The organism is Nocardiopsis dassonvillei subsp. dassonvillei DSM 43111, assembly GCF_000092985.1.
Classification (GTDB): domain Bacteria; phylum Actinomycetota; class Actinomycetes; order Streptosporangiales; family Streptosporangiaceae; genus Nocardiopsis; species Nocardiopsis dassonvillei.
This window is the reverse complement of record NC_014210.1, coordinates 3,783,139-3,795,761: the sequence shown is the minus strand read 5'-3', so window position 1 is coordinate 3,795,761 and position 12,623 is coordinate 3,783,139. Positions and strand designations below refer to the sequence as shown.

General features: G+C 71.8%; 7 protein-coding genes. 6 read left to right on the top strand and 1 reads right to left on the bottom strand.

All coding sequences use genetic code 11. The features are described from left to right. Window positions 1-33: 33 nt before the first annotated feature. Window positions 34-1,278, top strand: a complete 1,245-nt coding sequence (locus NDAS_RS15650; RefSeq protein WP_013154184.1) for a hypothetical protein — start codon at window positions 34-36, stop codon at window positions 1,276-1,278. A gap of 158 nt (window positions 1,279-1,436) precedes the next feature. Beyond that, window positions 1,437-2,489: a hypothetical protein gene (locus NDAS_RS15645; RefSeq protein WP_013154183.1), complete on the top strand. Its 1,053-nt coding sequence runs from the start codon at window positions 1,437-1,439 to the stop codon at window positions 2,487-2,489. Window positions 2,490-2,650: 161 nt separating this feature from the next. On the opposite strand, the gene NDAS_RS15640 is transcribed toward NDAS_RS15645, so the two are convergent. Further along, window positions 2,651-4,453, bottom strand: a complete 1,803-nt coding sequence (locus tag NDAS_RS15640) for a bis-aminopropyl spermidine synthase family protein (RefSeq protein WP_013154182.1) — start codon at window positions 4,451-4,453, stop codon at window positions 2,651-2,653. Between the two features lie 588 nt (window positions 4,454-5,041). Between NDAS_RS15640 and gltB the strand changes: the two genes are divergently transcribed. The 4 genes from gltB to NDAS_RS15620 all read left to right on the top strand — a co-directional run bounded on the left by gltB (window position 5,042) and on the right by NDAS_RS15620 (window position 12,621). Further along, window positions 5,042-9,592, top strand: coding sequence for a glutamate synthase large subunit (gene gltB / locus NDAS_RS15635; RefSeq protein ID WP_013154181.1), 4,551 nt, complete (start codon window positions 5,042-5,044; stop codon window positions 9,590-9,592). A gap of 19 nt (window positions 9,593-9,611) precedes the next feature. Beyond that, window positions 9,612-11,066, top strand: a complete 1,455-nt coding sequence (locus NDAS_RS15630) for a glutamate synthase subunit beta (protein ID WP_013154180.1) — start codon at window positions 9,612-9,614, stop codon at window positions 11,064-11,066. 197 nt (window positions 11,067-11,263) lie between these two features. Further along, window positions 11,264-11,647 (top strand): DUF2784 domain-containing protein, encoded by a 384-nt coding sequence (locus NDAS_RS15625; protein WP_013154179.1) that lies wholly within the window; start codon window positions 11,264-11,266, stop codon window positions 11,645-11,647. A 74-nt stretch (window positions 11,648-11,721) separates the two neighbouring features. Further along, window positions 11,722-12,621, top strand: a complete 900-nt coding sequence (locus tag NDAS_RS15620) for a hypothetical protein (protein WP_041552801.1) — start codon at window positions 11,722-11,724, stop codon at window positions 12,619-12,621. The last annotated feature ends 2 nt before the right edge of the window (window positions 12,622-12,623 follow it).

The window sequence follows — 12,623 nt, the reverse complement described above, 5'->3', positions numbered from 1 at the left end:
GAGCAGACCACGGGTTGACGATTGAGAAAGACCGTGAGCAGAGCTGAGTCCGGGTACGGCCGCAGAGGCCGCCGCGCCCAAAGCGCCCGCACCGAGGACCGCACCGACGACCAGATCCTGGACCGGGACGAGGAGGGGTACGACCCCGAGGAGGACTTCTCCGCGGAGTACGGCCACACCCGTCCCGCCGACGACGGCTACGACGACGGACCCTATGACGACGGGTCCTACGACGAGGACGCCTACGAAGAGGACGACGGCACCGGCGACGCCGACGCGGACGACGCCGAGGAGACAGGCGGACGCGCCTCGCGCCGCAGGAAGGGCCGCGGGGCCCGCGCCTCCTCCCGCCGCAGGAGCCCGGGCAACCGGGCCGCCGGAGGCAGGCGGGCCGGAGCCACGGGAGTCAACAAGGTCTCGGCCTTCTCCGCCGCCGCTATCAAGAGGGTCTCGGTCCTGGGCGACCGGCCCAACCAGATCGTGTACACCCTCGCCGAGCAGAGCAAGCGCAAGCGCGGCACCGCCGTGCTCGGCCTCCTGCTCGGAGCGTTCAGCATCGCGCTGATCGCCCTCCTCGGCCTGCTGTCCTACCAGCTCTTCGCCGGCAACGGCGGCGCCGTCGCGGGCGGGGACGACACGGTCGTGGCCCCGCCGGACGGGCACAGCACCCTCACCCCGGAGCTGTACCTGTCCGAGCCCAACCGCGAGGACGTCTTCGGCGCCATCAACGAGCGCCCCGAGGGCATCGAACCGATGACCGAGGAGAGCGTCTTCGACCCGGTCCGCGAGATCGGCCTGGACGACGTGAACCTGGAGCTGCGCCAGGGCTCGGTCACCGACTCCTGCACCTCCCTGGTGTGGGGCGAGGAGCTCGGCCAGAGCCTGATCGACGCCAACTGCGTCCAGGCCGCCTCCGGCGTGTACACCGACGGCGACGAGCGGCACGTGGCCCAGTTCACCCTGTTCGATCTGGCCAACGCCGAGGCCGCGGCCGAGGTCGAGCGCGAGCTGGACCCGACCAACGCCGAGAGCGGCGCCGGGTTCCTGCTCACGCAGACCGGCGACGAGATCCCCGGCCTCCAGGACGGTTACAGCCAGGCCACGACCCAGGTCATGGGCCACTACCTGGCCGTGTTCTGGGTGGCCGACACCGACGGTTCCCCGCCCGGGGACAACGCCGACATGGCGACGCTGAGCGTCGCCTCCATGAACGCGGCGCGCTACGTCTACGAGGAGGTCGTGGCCGTGAACCAGGCGGCGGAGCAGGCCGAGGAGTAGTCTGTCCCGGCCTGTCGGAGGCCCCGATAGGATCTGCGACAGACCGACCCGAGGTCACACGAGGCGCGGCGAGGATTCCCGGCCTCACACACCCCCGAACACACCGGTCCGGCCCGCGTACGCGCGGGCCGGACCGCATCCGAGGAAAGGTCCATTGGGTGTCCCCTTCTGAACCGTCGGCGTCCGGACCCGCGGGGCGTCGGAGGAAGACCAGCGAGCCCGACACCGAGCCCGAGGGGCGCTCCTCCCGGGAGGGCGGACGCCGACGGGCCGGGGGGCGCAGGAAGAAGGAGTCCAGGCGCCTGGGCCCCCTCATCGCCATCGTGGCCGGAGTGCTGGTCGTGGCGCTGATCGCCCTCGGCGTGGTCCTGTACCTCAACGCGGGGGAGGGCGGCGGCGAGGGGCAGGCCGCCCCCCAGACCCGCCCCGCCGTGTACCGGGTCGTCGACGCCGGCAGCATGAACGAGGTGCTCGCCACCCGCGAGGCCGACAGCCGCCCCCTCAACGAGAACGAGCTGTTCGGGGACCGCAACGCCGAGATCTCCAGCCAGAGCATCGACTTCACCCTGGGCGAATCGGTCCTGGCCGAGGACTGCGCCGCCGCGGTGTGGGGCGAGCCCGTCAAGACCGCCCTGGCCGAGGCCGACTGCACCCAGGCCGGGCGCGCCACCTACGTGTCCGACACCTACTTCGGCGTCGTGGCCGTGTTCAACCTCGCCGACGTCGAGGGCAGCCGCGCGGTCGCCGCGGCCCTCGCCGAACCCGAGGGGGAGGGCGCCCAGGACCCCGGCTTCGTGCTCTCGCCGTCCGGCGCCGAGCCCTTCGACCGCCTGGGCAGCGGCTACAGCGCCAGTGACGCGGTCGTCAGCGGCCACTACCTGGTCCTGGTGTGGGTGCAGCCCACCGATTCGGAGTCGGTGGAGGACAGGGTCAGCCTGTCCGGGCCGCTCGTGGCGCTGGCCAACTTCCGCGACCCGCTCTACCGGCGCATGGTGCAGCAGGAGGGCACCACCGGCGGCGGCACCGAGGGGACGACGGAGGGGACCGAGGGCACGGGAACCGACGGAACCGAGGGCACGGGAACCGACGGAACGGGCACCGGGACCGAGGGCCTGGGCACCGACGGCACAGGCACTGGCGTCGAAGGTGAGAGTGTGACCGGCAACGAGGGCACGGGCACGGAGCTGCCCGGAACCACCGGCACCGGCTGAGCCTCCACCCCGCATACACGAAGGGGCCCGCGGCACCGCCGAGGGCCCCTTCGCCGTCTCCGGGACGGGCACGCAGCAGCCCGTTGGCTGACCGGAACCGTCGCTGATGTGACGCGAGGGTCCTGCCCTGCGATCGGCCCAGGGGACGGGCCGGTACAGCGTCAGGCCGGGGAGGACCCCACCCGCTCCAGGAGGTCGGCGGCCACCCCGCGCAGCTCACCGAAGCGGTGCTCGGGCAGATCGAGCAGGGTGTGCCCGGACACCCACTCCGGCGCCGCGGCCACCGCGTGGCGCGCCGTGCGCTTGTTGACCGGGCTCTCCCGCCACGCCGACACCTCCACCAGCCCCGCCCGCAGGGTCGCGGTGAGCGTGCCGTGCGCCCTCTCCTGCACGTACACCAGCAGCCGGTCCACCGCCGAGTCCGCGTCCGGGCGCCGGGTCAGCCGCACCGCCGTCAGGCCGTCCGCGCCGAACCCGCGCAGGAACCGCACCCCGAAGCGCGGTTCCACCAGGGCGCGCAGCCCCCGCTGGCCCGCCTCGTCGCGCACGCACGCCGCCGAGGACGGCACCAGCACGTACACGGTGTCCCCGGCGGCGGCCAGGGCCGCCCGCGCCGCCCAGCGGTCCCACCCGCCCGTGAGATTGACCACCGCGCGTCCGCCGCCCTGCCCGGGCGCCTCCAACCACGTGGACAGGCGCACCCGCCCCGACCCGGCGACCTCGCCCGGCCACGCGCCCACCAGCGTCGGCGCGCGATCACCACCGGCCTCCCCGGCCCCAACGGTCTCCCCGGTCCCGCCGGGACCCGCGGCACTCGCGGTCTCCCCGGCCACCCGGTCCAGCACGGCGCGGGCCCGGTCGGCGTCCAGACCGCCCCGGGCCTCCTTGGCGTTCACCCCCTGGCTGTACACGCGCGCCACCTCACCCGAGGGAGCGGGCAGCGTACGCGCCAGAGGCCGCAGCACGTACAGGTCGGAGGCCGCGCCGATCGACTCGGCCCCGTGGTAGCGGTTGAAGTCCGGCCACACCGCCTCCAACAGCAGGTCCATCCGCACCAGCCTCGCCTGCGTGGCCGCGGCCAGCCGCGGGGTGGTCTCACTGGCCCCGTAGGCCACCAGCACCCGGCCCCGGCGGGGATCGGCCATCCCCTCCACACCGCGCCGCACGAACAGCTCCACCCCGTCGGGCGTGTAGGGGGGATCGGTGAACACCACGTCCGCGCCGCCGCGCACCGCGGGCGGCAGCCCCAGACGCAGGTCCGCGGCGTGCGTACGCACCGCCAGCCCGAGCTCGGCCGCCAGGGAGTCGATGTGGGCCAGGACGCGTTCGTCGATGTCCACGACCTGCGCCCGGGCGCCAGGGCACACCAGGGTCAGCGCCACCGAGGTCAGGTCGTGGTCGCCCACGCACAGGAGCGTGCGGTCGCGCAGGTCGAACCGGGTGGACAGCAGCAGCGCCCGGCGCAGCGCGGTCTCGGCCGTCGCGGCCACGTGGTCCAGGTCCAGATCCGAGGCGGGCCCCTCCTCCACGGCCCGCGCCAGCTCCGCAAGCGCCCGGGAGTAGCGGGGGAGCAGGTGGGCCACCGGGTCGGCGGGCTCCTCCCCGGCCGCGCCCGCGTAGCGCTCGGGCCGCACCAGGCGCACCCGGCCCCGCCCGTCCCCGGGCGCCAGCTCACCGGCCTCCGTCAGGGCCCCCACCAGGGAGGACACCAGCGCGTACGCGACGCCGCTGGCGCGCACCAGCGCGTTCGCCTCCCACTCGCGCCCGTCCGAGAGCAGCGCCAGCACACGGCGCAGCCGGGGCGCGTCCACGCCGTGGCCGCGCAGCAGCTCCGCGGCGGGCTCGGGAAGGGGCGGCGGGCCGTCAAGGGGGCGGTCGGCGCGGGCGGAGTCGCCGTCCGCGACCGGTACCCGCCCGGAGGCAGCGGAAGGGGGGCCGTCCGGGCCCGGAGGAGTCGCGTGCATGCACCGATCGTCCCACGCGCGCCGGGGCGGCGCGCGGCCCGCCGCCACCCAGGTCAGCGGCGCCGCCCGGTGAGGGGGATATCACTCGCGGACCCGCCCCCCGCCCTCTTGGGGACGCGGTTAACACCGGGGTAATGTGGGCGTGCGGCGTGTTGCGCCCGCATGCCCGAAGTGGCGTTCCCCACCTCCAAGGTTGGTGTTTCGGCCTCTTTGGGAGGTTTAGCGGGGTTCCCTCGTGGAAAAACCCGCTAGGCCAGCCCGCACCGGGAACCTCTCCCGGACCGTGCCCGAGCCCGCACACACCCGGGCGCGGCCAGGGGCCACCGGCGCACCGCGGCGCCACATGGTCTAGACCTGCGATTAACGTCGCGGCTGGACCGGCATGTATAAGGGAACCTGCCCGTCACGGGCGACCCCACCCGCCACCGGCGACCACGAGGACGTGGCCGCACGACGGAGGCGGCCACGGCGCCCACACGACGGTCACCGCCGCACCACGCGGCGACACAACTCCATCCGCACGCAGCAGGGCCAACGTCGTCCCGGATGCGCTTTTCACGAAGCCAACGCAAGACGACAGGAGGGTAGATGCCTGCTGGCCAGGTGCGGCGTTCGTCCGTCCGAACGAACCCCGAGACCACTTCCCAGGGCCTGTACGACCCCGCTTTCGAGCACGACGCCTGCGGTGTGGGCTTCGTCGCCGACCTCACTGGACGTCGCAGCCACGACATCGTCGAGAAGGCGCTCACCGTACTCCGCAACCTCGACCACCGCGGAGCCTCCGGCGCCGACCCCGACGACGGCGACGGCGCGGGCATCCTCACCCAGATCCCGCACGAGCTCTACACCGAGGTCTGCGACTTCACCCTGCCCGAGGCGGGCGCCTACGCCACCGGCATCGGGTTCCTGCCCGCCGACGCCGCCGAGCGCGCCGCCGCCGTCGAACGCATCAACGCCATCGTCGCCGAAGAGGGCCTGACCCTGCTCGGCTGGCGCGAACTGCCCTTCGAACCCCAGTACAGCGGACCCGCCGCCCGCCAGGCCATGCCCTACTTCGGGCAGCTCTTCATCACCGGCACCCCCGGCACCGCCACCGAGGGCCTCACCGGCATCGAGCTGGAGCGCCACGCCTACTGCGTACGCAAGCGCGCCGAGCACGAGAGCGACGTCTACTTCCCGAGCCTGTCCCCGCGCACCATCGCCTACAAGGGCATGCTCACCACCCCGCAGCTGGAGCCGTTCTTCCCCGACCTGTCCGACCGGCGCTACGCCTCCGGCCTGGCCCTGGTCCACTCCCGCTTCTCCACCAACACCTTCCCCTCCTGGCCGCTCGCCCACCCGTTCCGCTACGTCGCGCACAACGGCGAGATCAACACCGTCAAGGGCAACCGCAACATGATGCGGGCGCGCGAGGCCAAGCTCGCCAGCGACCTCATCCCCGGCGAACTCGACCGGATCTTCCCCATCGTCGACCCCGACGACTCCGACACCGCGTCCTTCGACGACGCCCTGGAACTGCTCCACCTGGGCGGACGCCCCCTGCCGCACGCGGTGCTCATGATGATCCCCGAGCCCTGGGAGAACCACACCGAGATGGACCCGGCCGTCCGGGCCTTCTACGAGTACCACTCCACCCTCATGGAGCCCTGGGACGGCCCCGCCTCGGTCTCCTTCACCGACGGCACCCTCGTCGGCGCGGTCCTGGACCGCAACGGCCTGCGCCCCGGCCGCTACTGGGTCACCGAGGACGGCCTCGTCGTGCTCGCCAGCGAGGCCGGCGTCCTGGACATCGACCCCGCCACCATCGTGCGCAAGGGACGCCTCCAGCCCGGCCGCATCTTCGTCGTCGACACCGCCCAGGGGCGCATCGTCGAGGACGAGGAGATCAAGGCCGAACTCGCCGCACAGCACCCCTACCAGGAGTGGATCGACACCGGCGTCCTGCGCCTGGCCGACCTGCCCGACGCCCGACCCGTCCCGGTCACCGAACTCCAGCGCGCCCAGCAGGTCTTCGGCTACACCGAGGAGGAACTGCGCGTCATCCTCACCCCCATGGCCCGCACCGGCGCCGAACCCATCGGATCCATGGGCACCGACACCCCGGTGGCCGCGCTCTCCGAGCGCTCCCGCCAGCTCTTCGACTACTTCTCGCAGAACTTCGCCCAGGTCACCAACCCGCCCCTGGACGCCATCCGCGAGGAGATGGTCACCAGCCTGGCCACCCTCCTGGGCGCCGAGCACAACATCCTCGACGCCGCACCCGGCAGCACCCAGCGCCTGGTCCTGCCCACCCCGGTCGTCGACCAGGCCGAACTGGCCGCCATCGTCGCCGCCGGACGGGGCAACCCCGCCCTGAAGAGCTTCACCGTCGACGGCACCTACCCCGTCGACGGCGGCGGCGACGCGCTCTCCGCACGCCTGGAGCAGATCAACACCGAGGTCTCCGCCGCCATCGCCGACGGCGCCCACATCCTCGTGCTCAGCGACCGCGGCGCCGACGCCGACCGCGCGCCCATCCCGTCGCTGCTGCTCACCGGCTCGGTCCACCACCACCTCGTCCGCGAGAAGACCCGCACCGAGGTCGGACTCCTCATCGAGGCCGCCGACGTGCGCGAATGCCACCACGTCGCCCTGCTCATCGGCTACGGCGCCTCCGCGGTCAACCCCTACCTGGCGCTGGCCACCGTCCGCGACCTCGTCGAACGCGGCACCATCGGCGGCGTCGACGCCGACCAGGCCGTCCGCAACACCGTCAAGGCGTACGGCAAGGGCGTCCTGAAGATCATGTCCAAGATCGGCGTGTCCACGGTCAGCTCCTACACCGGAGCCCAGATCTTCGAGGCCCTGGGCCTGGGCGCCGAGGTCATCGACCGCTGCTTCACCGGCACCACCTCCCGCCTGGGCGGCGTCGGCTTCGACGTCCTCGCCGAGGAGGTCGCCATCCGCCACCGCCGCGCCCACACCGCCAACCCCAGCGCCCACCGGCGCCTGGAGGTCGGCGGCGAGTACCAGTGGCGCCGCGAGGGCGAACCGCACCTGTTCAGCCCCGAGACCGTCTTCAAACTCCAGCACTCCACCCGCACCCGCCGGTACGAGATCTTCAAGGAGTACACCTCCCAGATCGACGACCAGTCCGAGAAGCTCATGACCCTGCGCGGTCTCCTGCGCTTCAAGGACGGCGTGCGCGAACCCGTGCCCGTCGACGAGGTCGAACCCGTCTCGGAGATCGTCAAGCGCTTCTCCACCGGAGCCATGTCCTACGGCTCCATCTCCGCCGAGGCCCACCAGACCCTCGCCATCGCGATGAACCGCCTCGGCGGCAAGTCCAACACCGGCGAGGGCGGCGAGGACCCCGACCGCTTCACCCCCGACGCCAACGGAGACCTGCGCCGCAGCTCCATCAAGCAGGTCGCCTCCGGCCGCTTCGGCGTCACCTCGCACTACCTCAGCAACGCCGACGACATCCAGATCAAGATGGCCCAGGGCGCCAAGCCCGGCGAGGGCGGCCAGCTGCCCGGCCACAAGGTCTACCCGTGGGTCGCCCAGACCCGCCACTCCACCCCCGGCGTCGGGCTCATCTCCCCGCCGCCCCACCACGACATCTACTCCATCGAGGACCTCGCCCAACTCATCCACGACCTCAAGAACGCCAACCCCTCCGCCCGGGTCCACGTCAAACTGGTCTCCGAGGCGGGCGTGGGCACCGTCGCCGCCGGCGTGTCCAAGGCACACGCCGACGTCGTCCTCATCTCCGGCCACGACGGGGGCACCGGCGCCTCGCCGCTGACCTCCCTCAAGCACGCGGGCACCCCCTGGGAACTCGGCCTCGCCGAAACCCAGCAGACCCTGCTGCTCAACGGCCTGCGCGACCGCATCGTCGTCCAGGCCGACGGCCAGATGAAGACCGGACGCGACGTCGTCATCGCCGCCCTGCTCGGCGCCGAGGAGTACGGCTTCGCCACCGCACCCCTCGTCGTCTCCGGCTGCGTCATGATGCGCGTCTGCCACCTGGACACCTGCCCCGTCGGCGTCGCCACCCAGAACCCGCTCCTGCGCGAGCGCTTCTCCGGCAAGGCCGAATACGTCGTCAACTTCTTCGAGTTCATCGCCCAGGAGGTCCGCGAGTACCTCGCCCAGCTCGGCTTCCGCAGCCTGGACGAGGCCATCGGCTCCATCGACCTGCTCGACACCGCCGACGCCGTCACCCACTGGAAGGCCCAGGGCCTGGACCTGTCGCCCATCCTGCACGAGGTCGAACCCCGCGCCGGCGACCACCGCGTCCAGCAGCGCCTCCAGGACCACGGCCTGGAGAAGGCCCTGGACAACACCCTCATCCAGCTCAGCGAGGGCGCCCTGGACTTCGGCCAGCCCGTACGCCTCGAACTGCCCGTACGCAACGTCAACCGCACCGTCGGCACCATGCTCGGACACGAGGTCACCAAGCGCCACGGCGCCAACGGCCTCCCCGACGACACCATCGACGTCTCCTTCACCGGATCCGCGGGCCAGTCCTTCGGCGCCTTCGTACCCAAGGGCGTCACCCTGCGCCTGTCCGGCGACGCCAACGACTACGTCGGCAAGGGCCTGTCCGGCGGACGCGTCATCGTCCGCCCCGACAACGCCTCCCAACTCGTCGCCGAGGACCACATCATCGCCGGCAACGTCATCGGCTACGGCGCCACCTCCGGAGAGATCCTCCTGCGCGGCGTCGTCGGCGAACGCTTCTGCGTCCGCAACTCCGGCGCCCTCGCCGTCGTCGAGGGCATCGGCGACCACGGCTGCGAGTACATGACCGGCGGCCGCGCCGTCATCCTCGGCCGCACCGGACGCAACTTCGCCGCCGGCATGTCCGGAGGCATCGCCTACGTCCTGGACCTGGACCACGAACGCGTCAACACCGAGATGGTCGAGATCGAGGCCCTCACCGACGAGGACCGCGCGTTCCTCACCGACGTCCTCACCCGCCACCGCGCCGAGACCGGATCGGCCGTCGCCGACCGCATCCTCACCGACGGCGGCATCGACCGCATCGCCAAGATCATGCCGCGCGACTACAAGCGCGTCCTGCTCGCCCAGGCCGAGGCCGAACGCGAGGGCCGCGACGTCAACGAGGCCGTCATGGCCTCCGCACAGTCCTGACACGAGAGGAGGAAGGCACATGGCCGACCCCAAGGGCTTCCTGAAGACCACCGAGCGAGAGCTCCCCAAGCACCGACCCGTCGACGTGCGCATCCAGGACTGGCGCGAGGTCTACGAGGACTTCGACCGGGGAACCGTCACCAAGCAGGCATCACGCTGCATGGACTGCGGCATCCCCTTCTGCCACAACGGCTGCCCCCTCGGCAACCTCATCCCCGAGTGGAACCACCTCGTCCACACCCACGACTGGGCCGAGGCGATCGAACGCCTGCACGCCACCAACAACTTCCCGGAGTTCACCGGCAGGCTCTGCCCCGCCCCGTGCGAATCCGCGTGCGTGCTCGGCATCAACCAGCCCGCCGTCACCATCAAGAACGTCGAGGTCTCCATCATCGACCGCGCGTGGGAGGAGGGCTGGGTCAAGCCCCTGCCCCCCACCACCCGCACCGGCAAGAAGGTCGCCGTCGTCGGCTCCGGCCCCGCCGGACTCGCCGCCGCCCAGCAGCTCACCCGCGCCGGACACGACGTCACCGTCTACGAACGCGCCGACCGCATCGGCGGCCTCCTGCGCTACGGCATCCCCGAGTTCAAGATGGAGAAGCGGCACATCGACCGCCGCCTCGCCCAGATGAGCGCCGAGGGCACCACCTTCCGCGCCGGAGTCGACGTCGGCACCGACATCACCGCCGACCAGCTGCGCGCCGACCACGACGCCGTCGTCATCAGCGGCGGCGCCACCGCCTGGCGCGACCTGCCCGCCAAGGGCCGCGAACTCGCCGGTATCCACCAGGCCATGGAGTACCTGCCCCTGGCCAACCGGGTCCAGGAGGGCGACTACGACACGCCCGCCATCAGCGCCAAGGGCAAGCACGTCGTCGTCATCGGCGGCGGCGACACCGGCGCCGACTGCGTCGGCACCGCCCACCGCCAGGGCGCCGCCTCGGTCACTCAGCTGGAGATCATGCCCAAGCCGCCCGCCACGCGGCCCGACAACCAGCCCTGGCCGACCATGCCCATGCTCTACAAGGTCACCAGCGCCCACGAGGAGGGCGGCAAGCGGATCTACTCCGTCAACACCGTCGAGTTCCTCGGCGACGACAACGGCCAGGTCCGCGCCCTCAAGCTCGTCGAGGTCAAGCGCACCGACAAGGGCTTCGAACCCGTCCAGGGCACCGAGCGCGAGATCCCCGCCGAACTCGTCACGCTCGCCATGGGCTTCGTCGGACCCCAGAAGGAGGGCCTGCTCGACCAGCTCGGCGTCGAACTCGACGGACGCGGCAACGTCGTCCGCGACACCGACTACCGCACCACCGTCGACGGCGTCTTCTGCGCCGGAGACATGGGCCGCGGCCAGTCGCTCATCGTCTGGGCCATCGCCGAGGGCCGCTCCGCCGCCGCCGGAGTCGACCGCTACCTCACCGACGACAGCGCACTGCCGGTCACCATCCCGCCGACCGCACGACCGCTCGTCTAGCCACAACCAGGCACACGCGCGCGCCGGGCGCGGAGGACACCCTCCGCACCCGGCGCGTCGCCGTGTCCCCCCACGCCACGAGCCATCCGGGATCCCACCAGAACCGTCCACAGCCCCCCACACCCCCTGGCCCGGACGCACGACGGCGCCGATACTGGGAACAAGGAGGACCCACCACACGCCCAGGAGGCCAGACGATGACCTACCGGCTCATCGCCGACACCGCCATGGTCGTGCACCTGGCCTTCCTCGCCTACCTCGCCCTCGGCGGATTCCTCGCCTGGAAGTGGCCCCGCACCCTGTGGATCCACCTCGGCTGCGCCCTGTACGGACTCGCCATCACCCTCATCGGCTGGCCCTGCCCCCTCACCCACGTCGAGAACTGGGCCCGCCGACGCGCCGGACAACAAGGACTGCCCCCGGAAGGCTTCATCGACCACTACCTCACCGGTATCGTCTACCCCGCCGAGCACCTGCTCACCGCACAGCTCACCGTCGCCCTCGCCGTCCTCACCTCCTGGGCAGGACTCCTCATCCTCACCCGAAGACGCACACGCAACACCACCCCGAACCGCGCGTAAAGATCGCGAATGGATTGGCCCGCCAACCATTTCCCCGCCCCGCACACGGACGTACCGTCGAAGACATGACCGTTGTGACCTGGGACTCCCTTCGCGCCGCAGAACACTTCACCATGCGAAACGCCCGGCTCATCGACCGGCTCCGCTTCGCCCACCTCTTCCAGAACGGACCCACCGAACCCGTCCGCTCCGCACTCTCCGCCTACCGCAACCTCGACGGCGGCTACGGCAACGGACTCGACCCCGACCTGCGCGGACACACCAGCCAACCCGCCGCCACCGAGATCGCCCTGCGCTACCTCGACGACCTCGGGCCCATCCCCACCACCCTCGGCACCGGCATCTGCCGCTACCTCACCACCGTCACCAACCCCGACGGCGGCCTGCCCTGCGTACGACCCAACGTCCGCCACACCGAAGCCGCCCCCTGGTGGCAGCAGCACCACGACTTCACCAGCGACCTCGGACTCACCGCACTCCTCGCCGGATACCTCCACAAACACAACATCAGCCACACCTGGCGCGACAACGCCACCGCCTACTGCTGGAAACGCATCAACGCCCTGCACTGGACCGACCCCCACCAGGCCATCGGCATCTGCACCTTCCTCCAACACGTCCCCGACCGCGACCGCGCCCTGCGCACCACCAGCCGACTGCACCCCATGATCCGCGCCGTCATCGACACCGACCCCAAACCCAACCCGCGCCGACACGCCCACACCGCACTCGACATCGCCACCCACCCCGACCACATCGCCCGACCCCTGTTCACCGACGCCGAGATCCAACGCAACCTCGACTTCTTCGAACAGACCCAACGACCCGACGGCGGCTGGGACGCCACCTGGCAGCACTGGGACACCGCCGCCACCCTCGAACGCGAAGGCATGCGCACCGTCCAACGCCTGCGCATCCTGTGCGCCTACGGCCGCGTCCAGGGCTACCTCCCGCCCCGCCGCCGCGACACCTGACA

What these genes read in the sequence shown, in the direction of transcription:
- NDAS_RS15640 (WP_013154182.1), bottom strand. Translation starts at nt 4,453, where the DNA reads ATGCACGCGACTCCTCCGGGCCCGGACGGCCCCCCTTCCGCTGCCTCC.
- gltB (WP_013154181.1), top strand. Translation starts at nt 5,042, where the DNA reads ATGCCTGCTGGCCAGGTGCGGCGTTCGTCCGTCCGAACGAACCCCGAG.
- NDAS_RS15630 (WP_013154180.1), top strand. Translation starts at nt 9,612, where the DNA reads ATGGCCGACCCCAAGGGCTTCCTGAAGACCACCGAGCGAGAGCTCCCC.
- NDAS_RS15625 (WP_013154179.1), top strand. Translation starts at nt 11,264, where the DNA reads ATGACCTACCGGCTCATCGCCGACACCGCCATGGTCGTGCACCTGGCC.